The 26,762-nt window shown below is 47.3% G+C and carries 30 protein-coding genes and 4 pseudogenes; 8 read left to right on the top strand and 26 right to left on the bottom strand.

Features of this window, described 5'->3' with window-relative positions; translation table 11 throughout:
• Positions 1-26 precede the first annotated feature (26 nt).
• Together dpsA and EXW96_RS00290 are read right to left on the bottom strand one after the other, a co-directional pair.
• The gene (dpsA, locus tag EXW96_RS00295; RefSeq protein WP_174349568.1) at positions 27-959 is read right to left on the bottom strand and encodes a dipicolinate synthase subunit DpsA; all 933 of its coding nucleotides are present in this window, start codon (positions 957-959) and stop codon (positions 27-29) included.
• 41 nt (positions 960-1,000) lie between these two features.
• Complete coding sequence (locus EXW96_RS00290) at positions 1,001-1,315, bottom strand: YunC family protein (protein ID WP_174349567.1); 315 nt, start codon at positions 1,313-1,315, stop codon at positions 1,001-1,003.
• A 279-nt stretch (positions 1,316-1,594) separates the two neighbouring features.
• On the opposite strand from EXW96_RS00290, the gene EXW96_RS00285 reads away from it, so the two are divergent.
• The gene (locus EXW96_RS00285) at positions 1,595-2,086 is read left to right on the top strand and encodes a YhcN/YlaJ family sporulation lipoprotein (RefSeq protein ID WP_127607794.1); all 492 of its coding nucleotides are present in this window, start codon (positions 1,595-1,597) and stop codon (positions 2,084-2,086) included.
• A 131-nt stretch (positions 2,087-2,217) separates the two neighbouring features.
• On the opposite strand, the pseudogene EXW96_RS28165 reads toward EXW96_RS00285, so the two are convergent.
• Positions 2,218-2,388: pseudogene (locus tag EXW96_RS28165) on the bottom strand (group II intron reverse transcriptase/maturase); the annotation flags it as partial.
• A 15-nt stretch (positions 2,389-2,403) separates the two neighbouring features.
• Here EXW96_RS28165 and EXW96_RS00280 point away from each other — a divergent pair.
• Positions 2,404-2,655: a transposase gene (locus EXW96_RS00280; protein WP_174349566.1), complete on the top strand. Its 252-nt coding sequence runs from the start codon at positions 2,404-2,406 to the stop codon at positions 2,653-2,655.
• A gap of 258 nt (positions 2,656-2,913) precedes the next feature.
• Here EXW96_RS00280 and EXW96_RS00275 read toward each other — a convergent pair whose 3' ends face one another.
• The 13 genes and pseudogenes from EXW96_RS00275 to EXW96_RS00215 form a co-directional block, all read right to left on the bottom strand.
• On the bottom strand, positions 2,914-4,431 hold the full coding sequence (locus tag EXW96_RS00275; protein ID WP_174349565.1) for a phospholipase D-like domain-containing protein: 1,518 nt from the start codon (positions 4,429-4,431) through the stop codon (positions 2,914-2,916).
• Positions 4,432-4,510: 79 nt separating this feature from the next.
• Positions 4,511-4,717 carry a DUF1657 domain-containing protein gene (locus tag EXW96_RS00270; RefSeq protein WP_101807379.1) on the bottom strand — a complete coding sequence of 69 codons (207 nt, stop codon included), beginning with the start codon at positions 4,715-4,717 and terminating at the stop codon, positions 4,511-4,513.
• Positions 4,718-4,986: 269 nt separating this feature from the next.
• Positions 4,987-6,351: an ISNCY family transposase gene (locus EXW96_RS00265; RefSeq protein WP_074730150.1), complete on the bottom strand. Its 1,365-nt coding sequence runs from the start codon at positions 6,349-6,351 to the stop codon at positions 4,987-4,989.
• A gap of 158 nt (positions 6,352-6,509) precedes the next feature.
• Positions 6,510-6,719 carry a CBO0543 family protein gene (locus EXW96_RS27985; protein ID WP_302621086.1) on the bottom strand — a complete coding sequence of 70 codons (210 nt, stop codon included), beginning with the start codon at positions 6,717-6,719 and terminating at the stop codon, positions 6,510-6,512.
• Between the two features lie 27 nt (positions 6,720-6,746).
• Positions 6,747-7,010 (bottom strand): hypothetical protein, encoded by a 264-nt coding sequence (locus tag EXW96_RS27035; protein ID WP_254611145.1) that lies wholly within the window; start codon positions 7,008-7,010, stop codon positions 6,747-6,749.
• Between the two features lie 162 nt (positions 7,011-7,172).
• A complete protein-coding gene (locus EXW96_RS00255; protein ID WP_309224970.1) occupies positions 7,173-7,559 on the bottom strand; it encodes a hypothetical protein in 387 nt (128 codons plus the stop codon).
• 165 nt (positions 7,560-7,724) lie between these two features.
• Positions 7,725-8,078 carry a hypothetical protein gene (locus EXW96_RS00250; protein WP_174349563.1) on the bottom strand — a complete coding sequence of 118 codons (354 nt, stop codon included), beginning with the start codon at positions 8,076-8,078 and terminating at the stop codon, positions 7,725-7,727.
• A gap of 612 nt (positions 8,079-8,690) precedes the next feature.
• Entirely contained in the window at positions 8,691-9,569 is an 879-nt protein-coding gene (locus EXW96_RS00245) for a Ger(x)C family spore germination protein (protein WP_483874526.1), read from the bottom strand.
• 195 nt (positions 9,570-9,764) lie between these two features.
• Positions 9,765-10,196 carry a GerAB/ArcD/ProY family transporter gene (locus EXW96_RS00240; RefSeq protein WP_309224973.1) on the bottom strand — a complete coding sequence of 144 codons (432 nt, stop codon included), beginning with the start codon at positions 10,194-10,196 and terminating at the stop codon, positions 9,765-9,767.
• A 47-nt stretch (positions 10,197-10,243) separates the two neighbouring features.
• Positions 10,244-10,909, bottom strand: a complete 666-nt coding sequence (locus EXW96_RS00235; protein WP_174349561.1) for a hypothetical protein — start codon at positions 10,907-10,909, stop codon at positions 10,244-10,246.
• Positions 10,909-12,303 (bottom strand): annotated as a pseudogene (locus EXW96_RS00230) (spore germination protein). Before EXW96_RS00230 ends, EXW96_RS00235 begins: the two are co-directional and overlap by 1 nt.
• A 215-nt stretch (positions 12,304-12,518) precedes the next feature.
• A complete protein-coding gene (locus EXW96_RS00220; RefSeq protein ID WP_174349558.1) occupies positions 12,519-12,749 on the bottom strand; it encodes a hypothetical protein in 231 nt (76 codons plus the stop codon).
• A gap of 12 nt (positions 12,750-12,761) precedes the next feature.
• Positions 12,762-12,965, bottom strand: coding sequence for a hypothetical protein (locus EXW96_RS00215; RefSeq protein ID WP_079911412.1), 204 nt, complete (start codon positions 12,963-12,965; stop codon positions 12,762-12,764).
• 197 nt (positions 12,966-13,162) lie between these two features.
• On the opposite strand from EXW96_RS00215, the gene EXW96_RS00210 reads away from it, so the two are divergent.
• Together EXW96_RS00210 and EXW96_RS00205 are read left to right on the top strand one after the other, a co-directional pair.
• The gene (locus EXW96_RS00210; protein WP_174349557.1) at positions 13,163-13,411 is read left to right on the top strand and encodes a YuzF family protein; all 249 of its coding nucleotides are present in this window, start codon (positions 13,163-13,165) and stop codon (positions 13,409-13,411) included.
• A gap of 67 nt (positions 13,412-13,478) precedes the next feature.
• Positions 13,479-13,604 (top strand): annotated as a pseudogene (locus EXW96_RS00205) (manganese catalase family protein); the annotation flags it as partial.
• Between the two features lie 29 nt (positions 13,605-13,633).
• Here the strand turns inward: EXW96_RS00205 and EXW96_RS00200 are convergent.
• A complete protein-coding gene (locus EXW96_RS00200) occupies positions 13,634-15,214 on the bottom strand; it encodes an IS5 family transposase (RefSeq protein WP_375256423.1) in 1,581 nt (526 codons plus the stop codon).
• 155 nt (positions 15,215-15,369) lie between these two features.
• Positions 15,370-16,950, bottom strand: a complete 1,581-nt coding sequence (locus tag EXW96_RS00195) for an IS5 family transposase (RefSeq protein ID WP_074729564.1) — start codon at positions 16,948-16,950, stop codon at positions 15,370-15,372.
• Positions 16,951-17,066: 116 nt separating this feature from the next.
• Here EXW96_RS00195 and EXW96_RS00190 point away from each other — a divergent pair.
• A pseudogene (locus tag EXW96_RS00190) lies at positions 17,067-17,846 on the top strand (manganese catalase family protein); the annotation flags it as partial.
• A 131-nt stretch (positions 17,847-17,977) separates the two neighbouring features.
• Here the strand turns inward: EXW96_RS00190 and EXW96_RS00185 are convergent.
• Positions 17,978-18,424 (bottom strand): DUF6262 family protein, encoded by a 447-nt coding sequence (locus EXW96_RS00185; RefSeq protein WP_174349556.1) that lies wholly within the window; start codon positions 18,422-18,424, stop codon positions 17,978-17,980.
• Positions 18,421-19,692 carry a tyrosine-type recombinase/integrase gene (locus EXW96_RS00180; protein ID WP_254611144.1) on the bottom strand — a complete coding sequence of 424 codons (1,272 nt, stop codon included), beginning with the start codon at positions 19,690-19,692 and terminating at the stop codon, positions 18,421-18,423. Before EXW96_RS00180 ends, EXW96_RS00185 begins: the two co-directional genes overlap by 4 nt.
• Before the next feature lie 234 nt (positions 19,693-19,926).
• Between EXW96_RS00180 and EXW96_RS00175 the strand changes: the two genes are divergently transcribed.
• Positions 19,927-21,285 (top strand): IS4 family transposase, encoded by a 1,359-nt coding sequence (locus EXW96_RS00175; RefSeq protein ID WP_074730243.1) that lies wholly within the window; start codon positions 19,927-19,929, stop codon positions 21,283-21,285.
• Here EXW96_RS00175 and EXW96_RS00170 read toward each other — a convergent pair.
• From EXW96_RS00170 to rpsF, 6 genes are all read right to left on the bottom strand, one after another.
• Positions 21,248-21,577 carry a hypothetical protein gene (locus EXW96_RS00170; RefSeq protein ID WP_254611143.1) on the bottom strand — a complete coding sequence of 110 codons (330 nt, stop codon included), beginning with the start codon at positions 21,575-21,577 and terminating at the stop codon, positions 21,248-21,250. The genes EXW96_RS00175 and EXW96_RS00170 overlap by 38 nt on opposite strands.
• Positions 21,570-22,967: a tyrosine-type recombinase/integrase gene (locus EXW96_RS00165; protein ID WP_174349555.1), complete on the bottom strand. Its 1,398-nt coding sequence runs from the start codon at positions 22,965-22,967 to the stop codon at positions 21,570-21,572. Before EXW96_RS00165 ends, EXW96_RS00170 begins: the two co-directional genes overlap by 8 nt.
• Positions 22,964-24,112 carry a tyrosine-type recombinase/integrase gene (locus EXW96_RS00160; protein ID WP_254611142.1) on the bottom strand — a complete coding sequence of 383 codons (1,149 nt, stop codon included), beginning with the start codon at positions 24,110-24,112 and terminating at the stop codon, positions 22,964-22,966. Before EXW96_RS00160 ends, EXW96_RS00165 begins: the two co-directional genes overlap by 4 nt.
• Positions 24,113-24,318: 206 nt before the next feature.
• A complete protein-coding gene (gene rpsR, locus EXW96_RS00155; protein WP_023559051.1) occupies positions 24,319-24,603 on the bottom strand; it encodes a 30S ribosomal protein S18 in 285 nt (94 codons plus the stop codon).
• A gap of 297 nt (positions 24,604-24,900) precedes the next feature.
• Positions 24,901-25,380: a single-stranded DNA-binding protein gene (ssb, locus tag EXW96_RS00150; RefSeq protein ID WP_054816952.1), complete on the bottom strand. Its 480-nt coding sequence runs from the start codon at positions 25,378-25,380 to the stop codon at positions 24,901-24,903.
• 84 nt (positions 25,381-25,464) lie between these two features.
• Complete coding sequence (rpsF, locus tag EXW96_RS00145; protein ID WP_054816951.1) at positions 25,465-25,749, bottom strand: 30S ribosomal protein S6; 285 nt, start codon at positions 25,747-25,749, stop codon at positions 25,465-25,467.
• Positions 25,750-25,989: 240 nt separating this feature from the next.
• Between rpsF and EXW96_RS00140 the strand changes: the two genes are divergently transcribed.
• A complete protein-coding gene (locus EXW96_RS00140; protein WP_062410208.1) occupies positions 25,990-26,175 on the top strand; it encodes a YjzC family protein in 186 nt (61 codons plus the stop codon).
• A gap of 88 nt (positions 26,176-26,263) precedes the next feature.
• Positions 26,264-26,515 carry a hypothetical protein gene (locus EXW96_RS00135; protein ID WP_062410207.1) on the top strand — a complete coding sequence of 84 codons (252 nt, stop codon included), beginning with the start codon at positions 26,264-26,266 and terminating at the stop codon, positions 26,513-26,515.
• Positions 26,516-26,762 lie beyond the last annotated feature (247 nt).

Raw genomic sequence — 26,762 nt, 5'->3', positions numbered from 1 at the left:
CAGGGTCGGGTTCTTACAGAGTTATTTTATATAGCGGGAATACAAGGAAACATCCGCTCGGTATCCTGCTCATTATTTCGGCTCCTCTCCTCCTGGATCAATTGACATAACGTATTCGCTAATATACGGCCAGCCGTTCTAGGTGCTACCAACCCGGGTAAACTTGGCGCCAACAAGGCCTTGATTCCCCGTTTTTCAGCAAAACGAAAATCAGTTCCGCCGGGTTTGGAGGCCAAATCAATGATGATGGCACGATGCGGAATGCGGGTTATGACGTGAGCAGTAAGTATATGATCTGGAACGGTGTTAAAAATGATATCCATATTCACCACTTCATCGTACAAATCTTTAGTATAGAACGGTTGAATCCCCATTTCCGAAGCACGTGCAAACTGATCCGGTTTCTGTACGCCCACTTTGACCTGTGCTCCTAATCTTTGAAGCATGCCGGCCAAAGTAAGACCAGTTCTCCCCAAGCCCAGTACCATACATCGCGAACCATGTAGGGTAATGTCCGTATTTTGAATGGCCATCATTAAGGCCCCCTCTGCAGTGGGGATGGAATTATACACAGCGACATCATCCCTGCTGAATAGTTCAACGAGGTCGATCCCGTGGTTTGCACATAGCTTTTTTAAGTAAGGCTTTGCTATTCCGGTATAGACTTTTGCATGTTGGGGCAATGAGCCTATATATGCCTCATTCAGCACTAGCGTTTCGTTTGAATACGAAGATTCTACGCTGCCATGATCATCTGTACCAACGACCGGCAGTATCAATACGTCCACTTTTCTAAAAATTTCCTCAGTAAGCTTGGAATGTGAGACCCCCTTGAGTTGATCATGAATACATTCAAAGCCGATCAAAACAACCGTCGCATCCAGGTCTGTGCATGTTCGAATGATTTCAAGATGTCGAGCATCCCCTCCCAGGAATGCAACTTGTAAACCAGTGAGCAAAATATTCCCCTTCTTTCCTCAATAATCACTTTTCTAAAGAGTCACTCGGCAATGTTTATCATCTTTAAAAGCGCATCCGTTCCCTTCATTCCAGGGTGAATCCCGTGCAATTCCGCCTCAAAGGTAACCATATCAAGAGGAGCATCCAGCAATTGCTCCATTGTACGCACCCCGGTTGCGCGTCCTGCCACAATTCGACGATCTTTTAATTTCTGATTTAGCAAGTGGATATCCAAAGCGCCGCACATGATATATCCTTTATCCGTTGTTACCGCAAGAAGTGTTGTTTTTGGCAGAGCGACCTCGATACCTATCACCTTGAAACCTTCAACTTCGATTGGTTTCATCCGTATCATCCATTTTGCATCTCCTCTTTTTTTCTACACTATATGCCGGGCATGATATTTGCACCATAGACTGCTGCCTAAATCGGATATCAAATTTCATACTTCGTCGTTTTATTCGTGAGGGTTATCGACGGGTGTCAGAGGTATCGGTACTTCAATTCTCCTCTCTTCAACTTCCAATAATTCATTGCTCAACCTCGAATTGGCAATAAAAATAAGGAACGGTTGTGAATTTTAACTCATCGTGGAAAGCATACTAAGAGTAAATGGAATATGGAGGCATAGCAGATGACCATGGCCAAAAAACGTAACATCAAGAGAATCGCCGTGTGGCTTGTTGTTGTATCGATGATGTCAACAGGGTGCGCGAGCAAAACAGAAAATCAATCGCGGCAACAAGGCGTGCAAATGCAGCAAATCCTAACCCCTCCCCAGACACATATCGATAATCGAATTCAAATTGCTGACGCGGCGGCAGAGAAAATTGTTCGAATAAACCGAGTAAAACAAGCCAATGTACTTGTAACGGGAAGAAATGCATATGTAGCCGTGATCGTGGATACTCCCCAAAATCAGTTATCCCGTGATTTGGAAGCTCAAATTGCGCAGCAAGTTCGATCGACCGATCCGAATATTCAAAATGTGTACATCTCCGCGAATCCTGAATTTGTGGACCGTATTACCAGTTATGTAACAGACGTACGACAAGGCCGCCCTGTTTCCGGGTTTTACGAGCAATTCACAGAGATTGTTCAACGCCTGTTTCCAAAAGCCCGATAAAGTTTCGGTCTCCAAAAGAATACAGGTTGGTTTCGGCACGAATGTGAACTACTTCTCCAATCGAGTAGGAGGCGGCTAACCCCCGTCCTCTCACAACACCTAAGCACTAGGTGTTTCCAAAAATCAACATGTTCCAAGTAACGAAAAAGTAAACCTTTCAGCCCTTTCGCTTCCCAGTAGGAAGTTGGAAGGGCGTTATTTAATTACGAGACATTTCCAACACCTCGCCTTGAATTAGCCATCATGAATGCAGCCCAATCAGGCACTTCAAGCGCCCGGAGTTCGCGAATACGGGGGCGCACCCCATCGGCCAGAAGGTGTACTCTGCACGTATTATCGCCCTCGGCTCGCTCATCATCAAGGAGCGCCTTGGTTTAAGCGATCGTGAGACCACCTTGCAAATCCAAGAGAATCCGTATTTGCAGTTCTTCTTGGGCTACACCACATATGTAGATGAAGAGCCCTTTCATCACTCTTTACTAACCCATTTCCGAGAACGGCTCGGTCTGGAAGTCTTGGCTGAAGTTAACGGCTGGATTGCCCATGCCGCGCTGCAAGCAGAGCGCTAGGCCAAGACGAAACCGTCCAAGCAGGACCGCGATGACGACGATAACGACGCGGGCGGTTCGCAGCTCACCATGGAGGTAGGCGAGGCGTTCTCCCTTCCACAGGAGCCCACCACTGTGGCAAAGAAAAACCGGAAGATGGCGAAAGAACTGAGCGTTCTGCCAATCGCAGCCTCCCCGGTAGCGAATGTCACGAACAAGGCACCCTCATGCTCGATGCGACATGCGCGCCTGGAACGATTCTTGTTGAGCAAGCCCTATTTATAACAACGGAGATAAAACGCGCGCTGCTTGATCAAGAATGCGCTCAGAAGAAGAACGATGCAGATAATCTTCCATTCGCAAAGGAATGGAGTCGGTGAGATCCCGTTCGAATTGTTCCGTAAGCACCCGAGCCACATCGGAATTATACAGCACTGCACACACTTCGTAGTTTAAACGGTAACTACGGAGATCGTAGTTGGAAGAACCCACTTCGGCAATCTCGCCATCGATAATCATGACTTTCGCGTGCAGCACCCCTTTGTTGTACTGAAACACATCGATCCCTGCTTCCACGAGTTCGCCATAATACGTACGGCTTGCAGCTCCTGCAACTTTAGGAATCACTTGGCGCGGCACCAGTAATCTCACTCGAACGCCACGCGCCGCGGCTGTTTTGATGGCCATCATGATATCCGCATCGGGTATAAAATAAGGGTTGGTCACGTCGATGGTTCGGGTCGCCTGCGTCAGGCAGATGAAATGCATTTCCCGAATGACCGGGGTAGGCAGCCCGGGATTGCCTTCAAATATCTGTATATAGACGCTATGCGAATCCTCGGATGGGGAAGCTTTTCCAGTTTGGGTGCTCTCCATCGTTCCCAGCTCCGATCCCCATTCCCATCCGTATCCGGATCGTTCCGTTTTGCCGGATGGAAAGGGATGAATGGCTTTATCGTCTGAAAGTTGAGCCAATTCAGGGATAAATTTTGCCTTTCCCGTTGAATGGAGCATGTCCGGTGACGCCATTTTCCAGTGAGCCTCAAAAACGGCTTTCACATCATCCGCTGTTTCGCCGGTTAACCGCATATGAGTGTCGCGCCAAAAACCGACATCCGGCTTCATTCCGGTATACTCGTCCCCAACGTTGATTCCTCCCATGAAAGCTTCCTTTCCGTCGACGATGACGATCTTGCAGTGATCCCGGTATGTCAAGTTGGATAGTACCCAGGGGAATCGCATGGGAAAAATAGTCCTGCATTCAATGCCTGCTTCCATCATCCGGCGAACCGCATGTTTGGGAAACGACCGACTTCCCCAGCCATCCCTTATAAAACGAATTTTCACACCGGATAAAGCCCGGTCAATCAGCACATCTGTGATACGTTTACCGATATGGTCATTCCGGTATATGTAATATTCAAGATCTATTGTCTTTTGTGCGGCCTGAATTGATTGAAGGAGTTTTCCGTAGGTTTCCATCCCGTTCGTGAGGATTTGGACGGAACCGGTTCGAAGGCCACTGACAGACAAAGGTTGCAAAGCCCGGGCGATAACAAAAGCGGAGTGACCGCATGCTGGAGGCAACGCTATCGGGTTATTGTGCGAAGAAACGAGCTTGTCCCGCCGCATTTGCACAGGATTCGTGACGAACAGGTAACAAACGAATCCGATAATCGGTAATACAAGTCCGACTGATATCCAAGTCAACGCTTTGGCGGGGCGGCGCACCTCCCGAACCGCAATAATGATCAACAGTGCCGTATTTACTAGCCATAATCCTGCTATCCATGCCAAGAAAATCAGCCTCCCAATCAAGTCATCTACGATGGAATAAAGGGGCAGCCATGCCGAGAAGAGATCGGCATGGCCTTTTTTAGAACCCTTTATACTGCGGTTCTTCCTGTTCAATTTGTTGTAACCGTGGAATGACCTGGTCAATGATGTTTTGTGTCTGTTGCGCTGCATTTGTGAACGTGGTTTTGGCCTGCTGGTTTTGTGTATTTAACGCAAATTGTTCAAAACTCGCCTGCGCGCTTTTTAATGAAGCTACAGCTGTTTTCAATTGAGAAGCTACCGTCATGTTGATCACCTCCTGAAATGGCATCAGTATGTAATATGTCAACCCGTCAGAAAATTAATGAATGGTAAAATTTGATGATCGGCGATTGTCAGGGGTTAGAGTCTTCCTGAAAAGACTTACCGCAATCTATGCCCTTCTTGGCAATGCTTGAAGCCAGCAGGTACAGCCCAACATAGATAGTTGCTCCTGAAAAAGTCCAATTTTAAAAATGGTCTCGGGGAGCCGAGTGGTTTTGTGGATGTCGGTTCCCCCGGATTTCTATTTCTACCTTAGTTTTGAAGCATTTTTGCTGCTCTTTGCAGATTGTGGGTCAGGATTCCGAAGCCGACCCAGCATTTTGAGCCAGCAAAGCCCCGGTACCTGCTGCGGTTCAAACCGTACTTGCGCTTGAGAAGACTAATCTTCGCTTCTCCGGCTGCACGGTAACGCTGCAAGTCCTTAAACCATTTTTCGTTTTCGTACTCCGTGCGGGCAATGCCTTTCTTGCCCTTTCGCGGCAAGCTGGCTCGCTTTACACCAAGTTCAGTAATGGCTGCTTCATTCTTCTTGCTTGAGAAGCCGCGGTCGGTGGCTACGGCCTGCGGTGCTTTGCCGAACTGCTTGATATGTGCTTCTATGGCGGGAACAAGCAATTCGTCATCAGAGGGATTTCCCTCGTAGACGGCGTAACCGGTGACGAAGCCGCTTTCCGTCTCGTCGATTCGCACCTTGTATCCGAACTCCGTGCCTTTGGCTAGCTTGCCCTTCTTGATCGGCCTGGCTTCGGGGTCAAAGAAGCTGACGATACGATCGGCGATGATACGATTGCCGGAGACGACCTGTCTGGCTTGTTCCAGCAGTTTCCCGGTAAGCTCGACCGCCGCCGACAGTTTTGCTTTGCTTTGCTGAACGGCCGTTTTGCCCTTGTCTTGCAGTTTTTCTACGACGCTTTGTGCACCCTTTACGACGCTGTCGGTTACTTCGATTACGCTTTGCGTAATCTTGTCAACTTCTTCCCACGATTCCCGTGTGCGACGCCGCAGTACTTTGGCGATGGACAGAATCTTTTCTTTAACTTCAGCCGTACGATCTTCAAAGCCTTGAACGGCGTGGGAAGCGACCTTGCGGATTTTCTGAATCATTCGCGTGATGACCTTCACACCATCCTGCAATAGCGTAGCATCTGTCGGGTGATGAATGTCGGATTCCACGACAGTCGTGTCTGTACGGAATTTACGGGTTTTCAGAATCGCTTTTTCTTCACACTGTTTGATAAGCGCAGCGTTGATGTCCTGGGCGATTTTATCGCCGTAGCGTTTGCGGGCATAGATGAGCGTGGACGGATCCGGCATCTTCTCATCGATGGCAATACGGCAGAACATTCGCCAGGTGATGCTGTCGCCAACTTCCTTCACGAGCGACTCGTAGCCCAAATTATATTTGTGTTTCAAGACCATAAGACGGATGTACTTCTCGATCGCCAGCGTAGGGCGACCGCTCTTCTTGCCTTTCGGATGCAGCTTCGCGAATGGTTGAAGAAATTTTTCGTCGTCCAGCAAGCGATCGATGATGGCAAGTTCGGCCGGCAGCGTTCTAACAGCTTCCGGAAGAATCGCATCCCACATCGTTATTTGCTCGTCACGAAGTTTCAACATTTTCATCACCTCAAGGAAGGATTCCCGAGGCTCTGCGTTGAACTCCTTAAACAAAGGAATTCTTCCCTCGGGGATGGATGGATTGTTATCTGGACAATAACAATTTCCATTTTGAGGTGCCGAATTCCTTTTTATTTTGTCAAAATAGCCCGACTTTTTCAGGGGTAACTAGATAGGAAACGAATATATATGTTCCAGTGAACGGGGTGGTATAAATCGGCCATTTGTGAGATCGGCTCGGCCACAAAAGCGGAAAATCCCCCAAATAGGAGAGCTTTGAACAACGGATGTATGCCAGACTTATACTGGTGTAAGAACATAACCGTGACGGGAAGAAGTGAAAAATTCCATGGAAAATTGGCAGGCATGAACGGTATGACTTCCCAGTGATAATGCTAGAGTCCAATGGCAATCCCAAGCTGGTCCAGCCACGATGACACGATAATCATCGTAAACCCGGATAGGAGAAACTGTCCCGTAGCTCTCTTGTCCCGGAATCCGATCCAAAATAGCCAGGGGCATATCGATAAACCTACTCCCAACCACCATTGCCGCGTAAACAGTACGTGAGTGCGCCAAATGTCAGTCATGTTGCGGTGTGCTTCAACAATCAATTGATAGGCTTGTTCGATTGCATGATGAATCTGATTTTCGTCCACCGATGCCACCCCTTTCCGTTATCTGGATACCCATCATTTGCTCTTCTGTTGACAAAACGATGCACCAGCGATTTCATTTCCATACCCTGCACAGAACCCGGCACCGGTCATTTATTATCCGTCAAGGCCATATTTGGGGACAATGACGGATATGTGCCTGCTTTATATACGCGAGTTTCCATGCAGTATATTCGACGTTACAAATACGCCAACCGGCGGCAGCGAAGTTGAAGACGGTTGGGGTGGGACATAGCCGCTATACTCCGGCAAGCTTATATCAGTTGTCGCTACCCAGGTTCCATATTCGCCCGCCTGTAAAGAGGGGGGTAGCATCCGCAGACGTCCGGTGAGAACCAGATGCCGAAGTTGAATCTGGACATCGTCATAGATGGTTAAATGGCCGGAGTAGGCGGCGTAGGGGGAATGAAACGTGATCTGCTGCGCGCTTTCATTCCAGCTTCCTTCAATCGGAATCGGCGTTCCGCGAAATTGGATGGTGCCTTGAAATTGTTGGTCCGGCAAAACACGCATCACGAGTTTGCCCCACACAACCGGTCTTCCGGCGACAGATGCATGAACTCCCCATATGGAAAAGGGAGGTAAACTCTTTGTACTTGTTTGAGCCGCAACGGACATGATTCATCACTCCTCAAAGTTGGATCACGTCATTATATGCTTCCTCGGAAAAAATGCCAGTCACTAGGCATGAATTCTTTACAGATAACCGAACATGATTAAGTAAAAGAATATGGACAGTATCGTCATCGGGATGCTCCAAACCCGCTTTGTATGATGAAAGCGAAGCATCAGAAACATGTGTACATCAAAGAAAAGCGACCACCAGCAATTCCAGCCGTGGGAGTAGGTAATATAACCGAAGCGATATCCAACCCATTCTACACCGATATAGATCAGCACCCATTTTGCAATGTGAACCGCAGCCTTCCATTCGACTTCCGGAAAACGAGTCAGGTAGAGAAAGCAGTCAAAGGATAAATGCAAAAGGTGTGCAGCATAACAATGCCGGTATGGGATCCGGTTCCAGACGCCACACATAAAATTTTTCATGCGAAAAAATTTCGTAAAGCAATTGACAACAAGAAATGTACAACAGCGTAGGATAGCACTGGGGAAACTGTGTCCACCGCCCCCATCTCCACGCCGCCCATACTGTCCACAAAGCAATGGTTAAATGGATACTCATCCCGCACCTTGTCATTTGATGGCGTCTTTCACTTATATCGGTTGTTTCTTAATGCAGACGGGTTTCGAACAAAATTGTTTCAGTCCATCCCAGTTGCCCCAGATGCAATTTTTGCATCGATTCGGTTGTCTTGGGCCGGATATAGTCCGGTTTTCAACGCTTGTACTGAATGTTGGTGACATGCAGGCATCCGCCTTTCCAGATTTATGCAAACAGCATTTAATTTGTCCAGAAACGAATCATCCTATTCCGCCAAGAAGCAATCCGCATCGTGAAAGTTCCGCTTTGATCCCACCTATGCGTGTCCCTACCGGATCAAAACTCAGCTACAGGCTGGTCGCTGCGCATGCGAGATCTACAATCCGCAGGGAACTTGCTGTTTGGGTAATGTAAGCGCTTTTGTACGCGGCTCCAAACGTTCCATGTCATGAAGACGCGTTAATTGGCGAGCGACACAGGGCGCGCGAGTAGCGTCTTCATCGCCGGTCCGCATGCGAATCGAGCATCCCGGTATGCTCCAGCTTCAGCGAAACATGGATCGTCACGTCCATCACCGGCCATCGTTTGTTCCACTGCTCACGGGTGAATGGCCGTTCCTTCCATCCTACCGTGTGCATGCCCAGGCCGAACGGATCGACAGATAACGACTGGGTTCGATCGATGACCTTCTTCAGCTTCTCCTGGATTCTCCGTTCAAGCATGCGCTCGAACTCCTGCAGTTCACGTGAGCTGTCCGTCTTCTGTCCAGCGGGGACTTCTTCCACCCGTCCTTTAAGCATCACGTCAATATGAACGTTCCGGAACGAATCGGTAAAACCAATTCGCCGCTCGGTTTTGATACTGCCAAGCACGACATCCGCCTCCGTTAGCGGCACTGTCTTTTGAATCCTCTTGTTCTCACGCAGCATTTGGAAAAAGACGTCATCGGACAGCGGAATCTTCCCAACCATCTTATCCCCACGGAACAGCGCCGTCCCGGAATAACGAAGTTCATTGTTCGCGACCGAGTAATAGGGAAGAACCGGATCGGCATAAGGGTTGTACATCTTGGCCAGAAATTCATGCAGGTTGCTTGTCGTCAATTGCCCTTGCTTTTCGTAGTGCGCAAACATTTTGTACAGATACAAGTCGATTTGCTCCTGCCCGCTCTGCAGTTGCCTGTTCAGATATACGATCATATCGCCACTCTCAACAGAGAGAAATACGCGGCTGGAAATTTCGGGATCACGCAGTAACGTATCGAGCAGAGACGTCAGCCCCCGGTTAGCCATGGCTTCGGAGAAGAAAATCATTCGGATCTGCCCCCCTTTCGTTTCCCGGTAATACTTCAAGTTTCGTAAGTATCTCCCCTCGATTAACGTATTGGACGGTCGTTGTAATCACGCTCTTTTTCTCTTTCTTCAGCGGGGGCATGATGGTAGACAGTTTTACGGATCCGTCGTTCCCTTCATCCAGATAAAGCAATACAACCGGCGATATTTCCTCAATGGTATTTATCGACAAACGAGCAACCGCCGAGAACAAGCAACGCCAGTAATAGAAGAAGCGGTTTATGACGAGCCGCCGGCATGTCGATTCCTCCATGTCCTGCGAATCGTGATCCATCCCAAGAGGAAGAATCCAGAAGGCAAAACGGTATACGAGCTGGCATCCAGCCATGAAAGCCATGTGATCCACTCCTTGGCTTTCCATTCATCCGGCCATATCCAGCGACCGGCCATCCATGTCAGCAGAAGCATGACGCAGAACGCCAGCCAAATAGGCGCTCTTCCTGCTGAAAGACGACTGCGCGCAAGACATTGGATTGCTCCCGCCGCATACAGGAGCAGAATAGCGACGACGTAAACGACGGAAATGGCGTAGGCCGGAATCAGGATCATTTCCAGCCGTTCGGCGAAAGGAAGCTGAACATACCGGATCAGATCGACGATCGGCAAGTCTTGCCGCTGCAAATAATCGGATCCGTAAAACGTCAGGCAAATGACAAAAAAGAATATATACTCGAATGCGGTAAATGCATTGGCGGCAATTAGAGCCGTTTGCGTCTACCGCCTCTTTCGGCAATGCCAACATATATTCGGGACCGGAGAAAGCCGCCCATCGTAAGAAAGGTTTGCCAAGCTCCCATGGGCATGTGCTCCGGAAGAAGAGGGAGCAGATGGCGGTATTCGGCAGCCGGCGAAAACGCGAACGGCACGTAAAGGAAGGTAACCCATATCGTGCCGACAAACGCAATGATCGCAAAACGAACGGTCTTCTCCATGCCCAATCGAGCCAGGTATACGCAAGCACACAATAGCAGGATGCCAAACAACGTAGCATTTAAGGCGGGAAACAAAATATGGTGCACAATATCGACATAACCCATCATCAGCACGATGCCTTTCATCAAAACAGCGAACAGACCCGCAAGCAAAAACAGGAAAGACACCGCCGGTCCCAACGCGCGGACGATTCCGAGGTAACCGCCGGGCGTTTCTTTCCATGCAAAACAGCGGGCAATCATCAAAATGTTAAGGTGCGAGCATCCCGCCGCCAGCAGGATGAGGGCGATCATGACCGGCTCTGCAAGCACACTGGGCAAATATAGAAGGTAATATAACGTTTGCATCCGGTTCGCCCAGAAGGCGAGGGACAAGAAGCCCAAGTGCGCTGAAATCGAAAACAAACCGGCCGAACCTACACGAGAAGCCATCAAGGTTTCCTCCCGGAAACGCGCATCCGCTGCAGCGGTTTCAAATAAGCCGGTCTTGTACGCATCCGGGACAGCGGCGAGCGAAACACAGTATCCTTCCAGTCGCTTGCAAAAAAAGGGCTAAGCGGAGACAAATACGGTTGTCCGAGCGAAGTCAGCCCGTACAGGTGGATGCACAGCCAGAGCAAACCAAACCCGATGCCCCACATGCCAAGCCAAGCCGCCAGAACGAGCAGGGTAAATTGGAGCAGCTTGCTCGCGTTCGTCATCAAATAATTGGGTACGAGAAACGAGGCGATAGCGGAGATGGCGATCACAATGACCATCACATTGCTTGCAATTCCTGCTTCCACGGCCGCTTGACCGATGACAATACCGCCCATGATGCCGAGCGTCTGGCTGGATTTGGTCGGCATGCGCAAACTGGCCTCCTTTAATATCTCCAGCGTCAGCAGCATGAGCAGCGCTTCCCAGAACGGAGTATACGGAATTTCACTGCGGGATTGCATCAGGACAAACAACATCTCCAGCGGAACCATCTGATAATGGTGAACCGTCACCGCCACGTAAGCGGGGGTCAACAACAGGGCGACCACAAACGCGACAAAACGAAGCCCCCGCAGGAAGCTGCTCACCATCCATCGGTGAACGTAATCCTCCGGGGACTGAAACATATCAAAGAACGTGATGGGCGCTACAAGCGCAAACGGGGTATTGTCCACCAGCCAGACCACTTTGCCGCTGGCCAGCGCCGCGGCCAGCACGTCCGGACGGTCCGTCTGTTGAAATTGCGGAAAAACGCTGTTGACGTGGTCCTCCATCAATGCGGAGATATGGGAGGAATCGAGAAGAACATCGAAATCAATATGTTTCGTCTTGTTCTCAGCGATCCGCACCAGTTCCGGATTTACAATGCCTTCCATGTACAGCAGCACAACGGAGATTTTGCTTAGCGATCCGACCGTCCATTTCTTTGACTTTAGGCTTGCTACGCGCAGCCGGCGGCGGATTAAGGTCAAGTTTTTGTCAAGCTACTCGTTCAGGCTGTCTTTGGGACCGTACACAATCGATTCCTGCTCGGAAAAATCGATGGCGCGGCCAAGTTGATTCTGCTTTTTGACTGCGCAAACGTTCCCGATTTCATCAAAAACAAGAATTCCTTCCTGCAGGACGAGCTCTTCGGCTTGCTTCAGCGTCGTTACGTTCACCCGATCTTCAGAGATCACCTTTTGTCCTGCTTGTTCGTCCGGGGCGTGCAAAAGGGGAAGCACGACGTCGCTTTCGACCTGTTTTTGATCCACAAAGGAACGGATGTAGAACAGCTTTACTTTCCGCCCTCCCGTTTCCAACTCATGCACTTGTGCATCGTGAATATCATGAAACAATTGCTGCACGTGCTGCGGAGACAAGTTGCCTGCGGGAGGTTGAGTGTCGGCGTACAGCTTTTGTCTTGCTTTTTAAACCAGCCGATCCAACGCATCGGCTCCCCTCCTTTCGCGTTTGGTCCATGTAATATTTTCCCCGAAATGACAAAAACCATACCTCGCAGTTCCGGGTTGACGGCAAAGCTGAGATGATGAGCCGGTTCGTGAAAAAACCACCGGTTTTCCTACCGGTGGCTTGAATCGCGAACATTTCGCAAACACTGATTCTCCCAGTTGTTGCAGAAGTCCTCATACACTTGCTCGACTCCGCTGTCGGATATCATGTGTCTGGCCAGAAAGTCGTACCAGAACTGATCGAAAGACAAGGGCATCCGGGTTCCATATTGGGAACGAAGGGTTACATAACGGTCCCAGATTTTGATTCGGAATGCTGCCAATTCATCACATCGCTCCATGTCGGTTCGCCTTTAAGCGGCGCTTGTATCGCTGGATATTTCTGACGTTTTCGCTCTTTCTTCGGCCAGCTTTTGAAATTGTTTCGCTCTTTCCAGATGAAAGGCACGCAATTGGTCGTGATATTGAGCCATTTTCATGTGCCAGTCGTACATTTGCCTGACATAAGCGGCGTGGTCATGCGTAAACATGGGCATTGCCTGTTTAGTAAACTGCATTCGAAACCATTCCTCCTTGGGTAGGTGAATTTTGAACTTACAGCATCAGTCTATGGCAGACGTGAAGAAGCGACAACGGCATCCGCCCGGTTTCCGGTCATTTTTATCGGGTTGTTTGTCTATACGCAGGCGGAAACACAACCTTCCTTACTTCGGCATAGGCTAAATGGTAACGAGAATGAGGAGGAGATTTCATCGTGTATGCTTATCCGAATGGAATGTACAGGGAAACGGCAAATCCCGCATTATCCACAGTAACCTTGGTTGACCCGTATTTTCATCACACCTTGCGCTCGCTTCAAGGAAAGCCGGTGGTTATTGAAACGTTTCGGGACCCTGTTCGGGGTACGATAACCGACGTGAAACCGGATCATGTCCTGCTGCAAACAGACAATTCCCCATTTTTTCTGCGCACGCAGCAAATGATTTGGGTTATGCTCTCTTAGCGCTCCGGCGCGGCATGAGACAAACGTCCCCTGTCATAAACAATTCGGTAAGGGGATGATGTCCACCATGTTCAAGCGCATCAATCGATTGCCCATTGCATTGCCTGTTTCCAAACATCCGGACGCTAACGCCGCCGCGGCCGTGCAGGAACTATTAGGCGGCCGTTTCGGGGAGATGTCTACGTTGAATAATTAGGGCTTGCTGAACAAGATTCGTTCCATTTACACCCAACGTAAGTCTCTAAACCCAAGCAGTCTGAAAAAATGCAAAAAGAGAACACGCAGTCGCCGCTCCAGATTCATGACCAGAAACTGAAGGGCGATGACGGTCAAACTGGTTTCGGCGCCACGCGCCCGAATGCGACCTAGGCCCAATTTGCGCTTGCCTTCTCCAAATTTTCCTTCGATCGCATTACGCTGTACAGCGTCCTGGCGCTCTTGCCGACGATCGGCGACTTCACTTTGCTCTTTCGAGGGTCTGCCGAGCTTCGGGCCACTAAGGCGAATCCCTAGCGTTTTGCAATAGTTCAGGTTGTCTCGATTGCGGTAGATTTTATCGGCTAGAATGACGGCGGGATAATACCCGAATCGCTGTTTGTACGCTTCCACCGATGCTTGCAGCGTGGTTGCCTCGTTGAAGCTGTCCCATTGTGCCGTTTCGATCCAAGCGTAACCGTCCACCAGACTGGCGGCGATTTTGGCGCCGAACTCCACGTTCGCTCCAGCTTTGCCTCGAACCATCGGACGTACATGCGGCTGTTCGATACTCACGATGCGATCGGCGACGATATGTGTCTTCTTCTCCATCATTTCGCGCTGCTGACGGTAGAGCTCCGAGATGATCAGAAGCTGGCGATAGTGTCTTTTGCTCAGTTCCGTGAGAGGCGTATACTTCACGAGGGCTTCAATAATCCGCAGATTCCGTCCCACGTAGCCAAGTTGCTTTTTGATCGCTTTGCGGATCACCTTGCCCGATGCCTTGCGTTGCTTGGAAACACTCAGGTACGATTTTCTGGCTTTCTCGCGGTACGTGCGCGGCTTCTCCATCGCTCCGACATGGGGACGGTGCAGTACGTCGATGATGTCTTCCAGGATTTCACGGGCGTGATTCAGCAGCCCCAAGTCAGTCGGATACTTGATGTCCGCAGGCGCGCATGTCGCATCCAGCATGAGGGTGCCCTTGTTCATGACTTCCGCTGTCGGTGCGGCTGTAGATGGCAGGACGTGTAGCTTTTTCGCCATGTTGCGGGGTTTCTTCGCCACAACAGGGGGCTCCTCGGGAATAGAGAAAGCGTCCCCTACCTCCATGGTGAGCTGCGAGCCGCCCGCGTCGTTGTCGTCGTCATCGCGATCTCGCTTGGACGATTTCGGTTTCGCCTCGACCTCTCGCTCTGCTTGCAGCGCGGCTTGGGCGATCCAGTCGTTGACTTCAGCTAGGATTTCCAAGCCGAGCCGTTCCCGAAAATGCGTGAGCAGGGAGTGATGAAACGGCACTTCATCGACATACGCAGTGTAGCCCAAGAAGAACTGCAAATATGGATTTTCCTGGATTTGTAAGGTGGTCTCGCGGTCACTTAAACCAAGGCGCTCCTTGATGATGAGCGAGCCGAGGGCGATACGTGCCGAGTACGCCTTTTGGCCGATGGCTGGGGACTTGAACGAGCTCACATATTTCTCTTCTACTTTGTCCCAAGGGATGATCGCCGCAAGCTGCACCCACCGATTGGTTGGATTTAATTTTCCGCCAAAGGGCAAATAGAAGTTTTCCAACAAGTCTGCCATATCTCGATTCAGCACGAACACTTTCGCTCACTCCATCTGCAAGGTTTTTTACCGATTTTCCGTGTTTTCTTTGCAGATGAATTCGACAAAAGTGCCTCTAAACCCTTGTGAGATAAGGATTTTTTGATTTTTCAGCAAGCCCTAATTAGGGCTTGCTGAACAAGATCCATCCCAGTCTACACCCAACGTAAGCCTCTAAACCCAAGCAGTTTGAAAAAAGGCAAAAAGAGAACCCGTAGTCGTCGCTCCAAATTCATGACCAGAAATTGAAGGGCGATGACGGTTAAACTGGTTTCGGCACCACGTGCATGAATGCGACCCAGTCCCAATTTGCGCTTGCCTTCTCCAAACTTTCCTTCGATTGCATTGCGCTGTGCGGCGTCCTGCCGCTCTTGCCGACGATCGGCGACTTCACTTTGCTCCTTCGAGGGCCTACCGAGCTTTGGGCCACTAAGGCGAATCCCAAGCTCTTTGCAATAGTTCAGATTGTCTCGATTGCGATAGATTTTGTCAGCCAAAATGACGGCGGGGTAATACCCAAATCGCTGTTTGTACGCTTCCGCCGATGCTTGCAGCGTTGTTGCCTCGTTGAAGCTGTCCCACTCAACCGTTTCGATCCAAGCGTATCCATCCACCAGACTGGCGGCGATTTTGGCGCCGAACTCCACGTTCGTTCCAGCTTTGCCTCGAACCATCGGACGGACATGCGGCTGTTGGATACTCACGATACGATCAGCGATGACGTGTATTTTCTTCTCCATCATTTCGCGCTGCTGACGGTAGAGTTCCGAGATGATCAGAAGCTGACGATAGTGTCTTTTGCTCAGCTCCGTGAGAGGCGTATGCTCCACGAGTGCTTCAATGATCCGCAGATCCCGTCCCACGTAGCCCAGTTGCTTTTTGATCGCTTTGCGGATCACCTTGCCCGATGCCTTGCGTTGTTTGGATACGCCCAGATATGATTTTCTGGCTTTCTCGCGGTATGTGCGCGGCTTCTCCATCACTCCAATATGGGGATGGTGCAGTATGTCAATGATGTCTTCGAGGATCTCACGCGCGTGATTCAGCAACCCCAAATCCGTCGGATACTTGATGTCTGCAGGTGCGCATGTCGCATCCAGCATGAGGGTCCCCTTATTCCTCACGTTCGCAGTCGGTGCTGATGCTGGTGGCAAGACATGGAACCTTTTAGCTATGTTACGGGATTTCTTAGCTGTTGCGGGAGTTTCCTCAGGAATGGTGAGGGCTTCCCCTACTTCCATGGTGAGCTGCGAGCCACCCGCATCGTTGTCGTCGTCATCACGATCTCGTTTGGACGATTTCGGTTTCGCCTCGGCCTCTCGTTCTGCTTGCAGCGCGGCTTGGGCGATCCAATCGTTCACTTCAGCCAGGATTTCCAGGCCGAGCCGTTCCCGAAAATGCGTGAGCAGGGAGTGATGAAACGGCACTTCATCGACATACGCGGTGTAGCCCAAGAAGAACTGCAAATACGGATTCTCTTGGATTTGCAAGGTCGTCTCGCGGTCGCTTAAACCAAGGCGCTCCTTGATAATGAGCGAGCCGAGAGCGATACGTGCAGGGTACGCCTTTTGGCCGATGATCGGTGACTGGAACGAGCTCACGTATTTTTCTTCTACTTTGTCCCAAGGAATGATCGACGCAAGCTGGACCCAACGATTGGTTGGATTTAATTTCCCGCCAAAGGGCAAATAGAAGTTTTCCAGCAGGTCTGCCATATCTCGATTCAACACGAACATTTTCGCTCACTCCATCTGCAAGGTTTTTTACCGATTTCCCGTATTTTCCTTGCAGATGAATTCGACAAAAGTGCCTCAAAATCCTTGTACGATAAGGATTTTTTGATTATTCAGCAAGCCCTAATTATTTGGTCCAATCTTCAAATTTTCGCAGCAAAAAAAAAGCTGAAGCCCTTTTATGAACTTGTGGCCAGCATTACGGCGGAGGAGGTTGGCCATGTGGAATTGGTGATGAATTCCATTAATTTGTGCCTGTCCGGTTCCACATTTCCGGCAGATCCGGATGAGGCCCCTCTGCGCAACGGGGTTGACAAACGCAATACCTACCATTTTATTGCAACGGCTCAAACCTCGTTGCCCGGCGATTCGATGGGCAAAGCATGGAACGGTGATTATGTCTTTAACAGTGGCAATCTGGTACTTGATCTGCTTCATAACTTTTTTCTCGAATGCGGCGCCCGCACCCATAAGATGCGTGTGTACGAGATGACAGATCATCCTGTCGCCCGCGAAATGACGGGTTACTTGCTGGTCCGCGGGGGAGTTCATGTGCTTGCTTACGCGAAGGCGCTCGAAATCATGACCGGAGTCGACTTAAAAAAAATGCTCCCTATTCCCAATCTTGAGAATCGGGCATTTGATGCGACCCGCAAATACGAAGAACAGGGAATTCATCGAAAGTTATATACGTTTAGCGATTCAGACTATGAAGATATCGCTCAAATCTGGAAAGGATCCCACCCGTCCGACGGAGAGCGATTGGAAGTCGTCAGAGGAGTTCCCCAAGGAGGGAAGTGCCCAATCTTGAAGAAGTGCCGGAAGAATTTGCCCCTGGCATCTCGAATGAGGATTTTATGCAGATTGCCCAACGGCTGCAAAAGCTCGCCGGATTGTAAGGTGTTGCGTTCCTATACGGGTAAGGGTTGCTGCTTATATGGCATGTATACGAAACCTTTATTTATTTCTATTAGCCGTGCGCGACTCCCAGCGTGCGGCTCGTCACATGGTGGCGGTCAAGCACAAGCCTTTATTTGAATGGTTTCAATTGCCTATCCCTTAGTTCTTGAATTTTATTTTCTAAATATTCGATACGAGATTTTAGTTGTGCTTTCTCTATGACATGTTTTCTGCATATTTCCAGAAGTTTCTCGTTCTTTTCCTTCTCATTCTGAAGCGCCTGCTTAACTTTTTCATACCGATTCTCAAGCAGTCTTTTGCCGCTTGGTCTGGTTGACGTTTCGATTGCAGTAGCTGCAATTTCTTCTGTCCCTTTTTCAATTTCCATCTGCAACAAAATGGCTTGATCACAGCGTTCCTTAAGATCAGGACGATTATAGATCGTCTTTCGCTCAATGCCAGCTTTTTTAGCAATCGCTGATATGGACAGTTTTTTCTTTCCTTTTCGGAGGTTTGTTATTGCTTGTTCGATACGCTCCAGTGTAACGAGTTTATTTTCTTTAGAAGGGTCACTCATGCCATTCCCTCCCATTCGCTTGGTGTGATATTGTAATCTGAATGATTATCAATTCCGGAATAATTCACCTGGGTTTCCAACTCATCAATAATTCCTACGAGGTATTTTTCAATTGTCTTTAACTTGTTCTCATAAGGACCTCCAGCAGGTGCAGATGCCAATTCGCTACGAATTTTTTTCAACCGGCCTTTATGAACTTCAAGAAAGTCCGGAGTAGTCAAAAAATTGCGGCATCCTAAACATACCCCGTCGCCTTCACAAGGTTCATTTCGCATTGGATGGTGAAGACAAAGTCCATGTGACAAAATTTGAATCTTATGCGCTTTACGCAATTTATCAACTTGTTCGATGGTCTTTCCTTTGAATGGGTTATTTACTTTAAGTTTTTCTTTTATTTGAAGAGCCTGCTTACCAACAAGAACTGCGCCTTCATTGAATACTTTCGCGAACTTGTTCCTTACATCCTCTTGAAGCAGGTGGGTATAGTGCTGTGTACCTCTAATGGACTTGTGATTTAACAATTCCCGTATGGTTTCCAGAGAGGCCCCGCCTTTTAAAGCATACGTAGCGCAAGCGTGGCGGAATGTATGAGATGAAAAATCAGCAATATCTCCATTTTTATATCGGAGATTGTGTTTTTGAAGCCAGGGTCTTAAAAAATTCTTTGACCAATTTGCATGGGAAACTATACCCACGGGATATCCTTTGACATTACGTATTCGATTAAGAAATAAATACGGTAAGCCCGATTCTTTTCTTAACGGATCCGTGTATTTTTCAACTTTCGTAATGGCTTGTACGACAAGGGCATTCGCTGGTTTATACACCCTCGTAGGTTCGGCTTGCAGTTTACCGGTGTTGTATACTAATTTAGTTTCTCCGCCAATTGGCTCAATGGAGGCATTATACATAGTAATGATTTCGCTAATGCGAAGTCCAAGCTGCAATCCAACTACTACGCTAGCTGCAACAAGTATATTTTCGTCCATATCTAAATCACTTACTGCTTTACGCAATATCTGATCGATCAACTGTTCGTCCGAAATTTTATCAATGTTTACTTGCTCTGCTTGCTTGGCATCCTTCTTTAACGCTTTGTTATTAATAATGAGCTCATTGTACATGCCCTGAACAAATCGAACATCTTTTGGAACATCCCAGCCTTTAATATTTCCCTTTAATAAGATTTCTTTTAACGCCAATGCACTTTTCTTGATTGAAACAGAGCTTATTAACTGACCGCTTGTCTCGCTTTTCGCTTCAGGCAAATACGTAAAATACGTCTCCAATAAAATCTGATCAATTTCTGAAAACGACTCCACTTCCGGCGCATATTCTTTTATAACTCAACTTTCGCAGAGCGAAAATCGGTTTAATTGCATGATGTGACTAGACAAACAGCAGATTCAATACGGATGTTGTAAAAATAGAAAAACACCGCTTCGTTTGGTAAAGTGAGAGTGTCGAATCAAACACTACCATACAGAAGAGGTGTCCTCTACATGATAGAGCAAAACGTACAACAGAATCAACTTCCAAATGAAATCAAATCAGCCTTCAAAGAACTGAAAGTGTTGCAACACTTAAGAACAGCGGGCTTCAAAAAGAAATTCGGATATACTTGCTCGTTTCTATTCCAACTTGTCTTTGTGCTCTTGTTTCATCACAAGAACTGGTTTCGTTTGTTGGAAAGCCACAAGGGTGAATCATTTCCTGGCAAGGATGCGGTCTATCGCTTCCTAAATCACAGCGGCTATGCATGGCGCAGATTTCTAACATTGCTTAGTTCCTCCACCATTGGTAAGATTCAGCCGCTGACAGGAGAAAATCGCGTAACCGTATTTGTTGTTGACGACTCCATGTTTGAGCGAAATCGCAGCAAGGCGGTTGAACTGCTTTCCCGATTTAAGGATCATGCGACGGGTTGCTACTACAAAGGATTCCGGATGCTCACGCTAGGCTGGTCGGACGGCCATACGTTTATTCCGGTTGACTTCTCTTTGCTCGCTTCAATCAAGTCGCAAGTGAACGGCATCATGCAGGGGATCGACAAGAGAACGTCCGGCTACAAACGGCGGGTCGAAGCTTTGCTGCCTGCTCCTGAAGTCATTCCAGCGATGATTGATCGTGCGCTTTCGGCGGGCATGCAAGCCTCGTACGTCCTCATGGACAGTTGGTTCACACATGCCCCATTAATCCAAGCGATCCTTGATTGCGGTCTGGATGTGATCGGCATGGTCAAAGCGGACAAGAAACGTTATCTTGTTCGCGGTCGCCGTTTATCCTTGCAAGAGCTTTACTTTGAAGCCATCCCCGTTCAAGGGAAGAACAATGGAATCCTGCGTTCCATTCGTACCGAGTTGTCCCCAGGGATTCCGGTCACAATGGTTTTCGTGCGCCACCGCTCAAAGAAGAAAGAATGGCTTGCGATTCTATGCACTGACCTCTCCATCCCCGAAGAAGAAATAATCCGGATCTACGGAATTCGCTGGGATATTGAAGTGTTCTTCAAGTGCGCCAAATCCTTGCTGCGTCTACAAAAAGAGTTTCAGGGGCGCTCGTATGACTTGCTCATCAGTCATACTACGATTGTCTTTTCCCGTTACATATTGCTGGCGTGGCAACACCGACAAAGCACTGACAACCGCACGCTAGGCGGCTTGTTTCATTTGCTATGCGATGAAGTAAGTCAATTAGATTGGGCAGTAGCCTTAAAGCAACTTATTGAATTGCTCGAGGAAGTCGCTAAGAAAGCCAGTAAGAAGATCACAACACTTATCCAAACACAACTTCAGCATTGGATCGCCGGTTTGCCCAATTACATCAAGGCTTACCTACCGAATTTAAGCTGCGAAAGTTGAGTTTTATAAATTTAGAAAATCGAACAACACCGTCTAAATTTCGTTTGGCAGTTGAAAACTTGCCCGTGGTTAACTCATGATGCATAAACCATTTTATTACTTCTAGCATTTTGGGCTTATCAACAACAAATTCAAAATCAATCATAAGCCTCTTGCCAGACAAATGCTCTACATTAATAAATCCGTTAAAATCCCATACATTGTCTGAGAATTTACTATTACCGCAGCGGAAATCTAATTGGGGCATTAGGGGGTTGTAATCAAACAATTGAAGCTTTATGCTTTCAACCACTCTGCATCGCCTCCAAACGCCCTATAATCGTTTCTAAGGCGTATTCAACAGTCTCAAGATGATTCGTCGTCCCGATATACTCCTGAGCCATATATGCCTCTCTGTTGGCTCTGAGACGATCCAAATGGTCTTTATGAATTGGTAAGTGTTCGGGAGTCGTGATAAACTTAGGACAGATCACGCACATATTAAATTTAGAGCATATCTTGCCCTCATTATTTATCGGCTTCTGACAAGCCCCATCAGGCAATGAAGCAGACAATAGCGTTTCCGTGTCGAGATTCTTTCCTTGACCAAGTTCCTTCTCATTGATTTCCTTGACTATCATGCCAATAAATCCAAGCTTTTTATATTCGCTTTCAACTTTTGGATTTTGGACTTTTGCATATAAGCTTGTGGAGTGCAATGATTCGTGACCTAGATATTCTTGAATTTCAAACATGCTCATGCCCTTATTTAGCATGTCCGTTCCAAGCGTATGCCTAAATGCGTGAAAGGTTAATGGGTATAATTCGCCATTGTTATCTCTGATATCATGCTTTTTGACAAACCGATAAAGTTTATCTCGAAATATTTTTTGGAGCAGTCTGGCGTACCGTATATTCCGTTTTTGCCAGTAAAGACAAATGTAGTTTGTTGCAAGTTCTTTCCTGGCCACTTCTGAGTATTGTTCAAGTAGTTGAACTGCCCGTTTGACTCGATTTGATACGGGGATATATCTGTCAGCCTTATTTTTCGGAGAGAAAACATACAATACGGGTTTTCCTGTAAAATCTTCAGTTATACAACCCTCGGTTAGGTCCAAAACCTCTGAAAGCCTTATTCCCGAATCGATGCCGATCTCCACAATAGACTTCAAGAGGATGTTATTCTCCTTTTTTAAAGCTATTTCAATCTGTTCCATTACATTATCGGGTATATACCTTGTCCTTAAAACATCATCTTGCTTCAGTGCTTGGTACTCATCTCCATCAAAAACCTGTCCCTCCGGAAAACCATCATACTCAAAAAACTGCCCATGTTCTACTACCCATTTTAGTGCAGACATAGCAACCGATCTTGTAGAGTTTGCTAAATGAATCTGTTGTAAATAATAAATATACATTTGAGTAATTTGGTGCGATAAATCGGCATAATCCATAATTTTCAAGTTGTATTCTTTCAGGAATTCAAAGAACCGTTTCAATGAATAATTATATCGATACAGTGTTTCGACGCTCGGCTTCCCTAGACTCATGCATTCAATTGTTATTTGCTTATGTATTTTCTTGAACCATTTATTTGGCAAATATGAAAATTCAAAAGATAATTTATCACCATAACTCGATTGATACGGAACCTCCCATCTATCAGTTTTTGTATCAACTGTTGAAATATACGCTCTACTCAATTCAACTCCGCGCTCCTTCTCTGACGCATGAAGCTTTCATATGCCGTTGTTTTCGCTTCAAGCGACAAATGTTGATACTTACTCGTAGACTTAACATCATTATGACCTAACCTATCTTGGACATAACGCATATCAAATCCCGATTCGGTGAGTTCGGTTCCATGGGTGTGCCTAAGCATGTGAGGAGTGCATTTTATACCCACTTGTTCAGATAGCTTATTGAAGAGCTTTGTTATCGTATCGCGGATCATATATTGGCCAGGGCTGGTTTCATGATTCACAAATATCGTAAGATGTTTTCCATCATCAGGGCGATGATACAAGATATAATCCTCTATGGCAAAGACAATATCTCTGCTGACGGGTATTTCCCTTTCTAGTGATTTGATGTTGTGGTCTTTATGGTATAGTGGATCATGCTCTTTTACCTTTATAACCCCAACTTTTGTTTGAATCTCATAATCACCTATACGAAGACCTAATGCCTCACTAATCCGGCAACCCGTTTCATAAAGAAATCTGAACAATAACTGATTTCGGGCATTTAAGCTCTCATCTGACTGTAACATCTCAAGTCCTTGATAGAGCTTTTCAACCTGTTCCCGAGTCAAACGCTTACCCTTAACTGATTTTTTCTCTTTAACTCGGAAGAAATTAAAACCCATATCTTTACGACTAACTTTCTGAACTAGGAAATGTCTGTTTTTTGAATCATCTTTATAAGTTAATGGGTTCTCCGTCACAAAGCCCCCAATCACTTCATAAAATCGATAAAATGAGGCTATTGTTGCCATATACTTATTCTTTGTCTTTGCAGATTTCTCTTTGTCCGTCTTTCCGACTTTCGTTTTCAAATACTCAAGCCAAGAAAACATATCCGCTTTCCTAACCTCGTAAAATTTAAGCCCCATTTCGTTTAACCAAGTGAAATATTCCTTTAAGTCTCTACTATAACCTTCGATTGTGTTCTCAGAGTGCCCCTTCTCTTCTAAATAGTGAAGAAACAATGTTATTTCCTCGACAATGTTGTAGTCCTCATCCACAACTACTACATTTCGTTTTCCGGCCTCATTGAGAGTTTTTTCAATTTTCAGATTGCCCATATTCATCACCACCAAGATCAATACTATATGATGTTCAGCCAATGTTTTCCCACTTTAACCGAACTTGAGTGTATATATCATCCATCATCTATTATTATGGAGCTAATTGTCAATTATCATAGTTGAGTTCCGGCTAAACTCAAGAAACAAAAGGAACGATTCGCATATGCAATGCTCTTCCGCCGCGGGTATTCTTTTGTGCTGCCATAGAAAAAGGTGTGTTGCCATAAGGCCAACACACCTTTTTCCTAGATATTATCCGTTGTGTACGGAAGCAACGCTACCGCCCTAGCACGTTTAATTGCAACTGTTAAAGCACGTTGATATTTTGCGCTTGTTCCAGTCACACGGCGAGGAAGAATCTTCCCCCGTTCACTAATGAACTTTTTAAGAACTTCCGTATTTTTGTAATCAATATGAGTAATTTTATTGACTGTAAAGTAGCAAACTTTTCTACGTTTACCTTTGCCACCTCTACGTGGAGCAAACTTTCTTTCGCCACGTTCTTCGTCATTTCTTTGTGCAAATGCCATTGTTATACTCTCGTTCCTTTCATTATGCATATTGGTCAAACGTAATAAGCTTTCTCTGGCTATCCCCAACTTCTCACTACGGGGCTGTACCCACATCTTGAAATAAGGATGGTCATCATCACTAGACTACATAGACTGTCATAACATATTACACATTTTACTCAACATCGTGCGATCTTAATAAACCGTGGATGCTGGTCGTAAATGAAGATTACCATTACACAGTTAAAATGCTTTAAAACCCCTTGATTTTACTGAGGTCTTAAAGCATTTTCTTGCTCTCAGATGTTACGCTCTCTAAAACGGCAAATCATCATCAGAAATATCAATCGGTTTTCCATCATCCTGGAAAGGATCCTGCTGTTGGCTGCGTCCTCCGCCGTAACCTCCACGGTAGCCGCCTCCATCGCCGCCGCTGCCGGCACCCATTCCCATACCCTCATCGCGATTGCCGCTGTTAGCCGACTCCAGAAAGCGCACATTGTCCGCAATGACTTCCGTCACATAAACGCGACGTCCTTCATTGTTATCATAGCTGCGTACCTGAATACGGCCTTCCACTGCTGCCAAACGACCTTTGCGAAGATAATTCGCACAAGTCTCCGCGAGTTGGCGCCAAGTTACGACCGGAATAAAATCCGCTTCTCTTTGGCCTTGATTATTTGAGAAAGGTCGGTCAACTGCAAGTGTAAACTGGGTTACAGCCACACCTGCGGGCGTATAGCGCAGTTCAGGGTCACGTGTCAGTCTTCCGATCAGAATCACACGATTCAGCATGTATTTCCCTCCCGGATCCGTTGCAACGTACAGCCGTGATTTCCGTTGTCCGTTGTCAACAAACTCAATTACGGCACTGGAGCCTTAAGCTACGTCTTTGACGATCAGGTATCGAATGACTTCGTCGGAAATCTTCAATACACGGTCAAGCTCGCTGACGACTTCACTATTAGCGTTGAATTGAACCAACACATAATGACCGTCACGATGCTTGTTGATCTCATACGCAAGACGGCGCTTACCCATCAGATCGTGCTTCGTAATTTCGCCACCGTTGTTGATGATGTTTTGGAACTTCTCCACCGTAGCCTGAACCGCTTCTTGTTCCAGATCAGGACGGATAATGTACATCACTTCGTATTTGCGCATGTTGCCACCTCCTTTTGGACTAAAAGGCCTCTGATTCGGCTTGTACCGTCAGAAGCAAGGAGCGAGAATGTTTTCCTAAACTCGCACCATAATACTATAGCAAAAATAGAATGCCAAAGCAAGAGAAACCATCACACGATCATGCTTTTTTAACAGGGCAGGATGGTAATTATTAACCCTAATGCTAAAGTCGTTTTGTGGAAAATCTAACAATACACCAACAACAGGAGGTGACCCGCCATGGGTGAATGGTCGCAATTCCGTCCTGGCGACAGGGCGCCGAACGACGGCGAGTATATGGAAGTTGGCGAAAATGCCTTCCATATGGGCATTAACAATCCCAAAATGATCACATTAAAAAAAGGGGAACGCTTCCCCGAAACCACCAATCATAACCGAAAGTGGAAAAAAGTGTTTCGGGGCTGACCCCCTCTCCCCGACCGCCGCGGAATCGGAAGGCGCGTCGGGGAACCAATAACTTCATGTAAATGACAACTCAAAAGGAGATTACGATATGCGATATAAATATACCCTTATTCTTACCATTATCGGTGCCGCGCTCTGCCTGATCCATTATATCGGACACGAATACGACCCGATTTATTTACTGTTTTACTCTCTCAGCGTGCCGGCCTGGTTTTACCCTATCTTCACTTATACGGACGTAAACCCCCTGCTTCTCTATTTTCTCACGACTTTGTCGTGGACCGTCATGGGTTACGTCATTGACCGCTTCTCGATTTACCGCCAATCCCGCAGTCAATAGGCCTTCCAGGCATAGACCCAATCCATGTTGGAAACATGGCCGGGTCTTTTGGTTATGGCTGCAATTTTTTTCTACACTATTAAAATGAAGCCCTTGAGCTATATACCACTCATTTGCAGCAGCAGGTTATGGGATATGTGGATAACCCCGGCATATCCGGCAAAGCAAAACTTTTCAACATGTGATTAACTTTTGGGTTAGACGAACTGATATTGTCCTGTTGATAACTTAATTAGGGCTTGCTGAA

The organism is Paenibacillus sp. JMULE4, assembly GCF_013337105.1.
Taxonomy (GTDB): Bacteria; Bacillota; Bacilli; order Paenibacillales; family NBRC-103111; genus Paenibacillus_G; species Paenibacillus_G naphthalenovorans.
This window is presented reverse-complemented; position numbering and strand designations above follow the sequence as displayed.